1 protein-coding gene is annotated in these 935 nt (G+C 61.7%); it reads right to left on the bottom strand.

Going from position 1 to position 935, the window contains the following annotated elements:
- The coding region (locus C5L10_RS33340) for a calcium-binding protein (RefSeq protein WP_172717328.1) at nucleotides 1-935 on the bottom strand (935 nt) is incomplete at both ends.

The raw sequence follows: 935 nt of genomic DNA on the forward strand, positions 1-935 counted from the left end.
TCGGCGCCGGCTCCGCCGTTCAGCGTGTCATTGCCCGCCCCACCGGCGATCGTGTTGGCGGCACCATTGCCGGTGCCCGAGAAATTGCCGGTGCCGGTGTAGGTGAGGTTCTCGATATTCGCCAATGCTGCGATCGAGTAGGTAGCGAGCGACGTCAGGATCCCGTCCGTGCCGGCACCGGCTGCCTCCGTAACCACATCGGTCGCCATGTCGACGATGTAGATATCGTTGCCGAGTCCGCCGACCAAGATATCGGCTCCCGCGCCACCATCCAGGGTATCATTGCCGGTTCCGCCGGTAATGACGTTCGCCCAGGAATTTCCTGTTCCGGAAAAATCGCCGGTACCCGTAAAGGTCACATTCTCCACGTTGGCGACGTTGGTCAGCGCATAGGCAAAAAGCGCCGTCTTGACCAGATCGGTGCCTTCATTGACCACCTCCGTGACGACATCGGCGGCATCATCAACGATGTAGGTGTCGTTTCCGGCACCGCCGATCAGTATGTCTGCTCCTGCCTTTCCATCCAGCGTATCGGCACCGAGGGCACCCCTGATGGTATTGGCGAGGCTGTTGCCTGTTCCGGCAAATGCTGCTGCGCCGGTATATGTCAGGTTCTCAAGGTTGCCAGCAATCGTATAGGCAGCCAGTGCGGTCCTGACCGTATCGATGCCCTCGTCGGCGTTCTCGGTGACGACGTCGGCGGCATTGTCGACGATGTAGGTATCGTCGCCGGTGCCGCCGATCAGGATATCGGCGCCGACCTTGCCGTCCAGCGTGTCGTGGCCACCGCCACCCGACAGCGTGTCCACGGCAGCCCCGCCGGTGATCGTGTTGTCGAGGGTATTGCCCGTCCCGGCAAAGGCCACCACCCCGGTGTAGGTCAGGTTCTCGACATTGTCGGCAAGCGTGTAGCTCGCCAGTGCCGTCTGCATCGT

Origin of the sequence: Neorhizobium sp. T6_25, assembly GCF_002968555.1 — a bacterium.
GTDB lineage: Bacteria > Pseudomonadota > Alphaproteobacteria > Rhizobiales > Rhizobiaceae > Neorhizobium.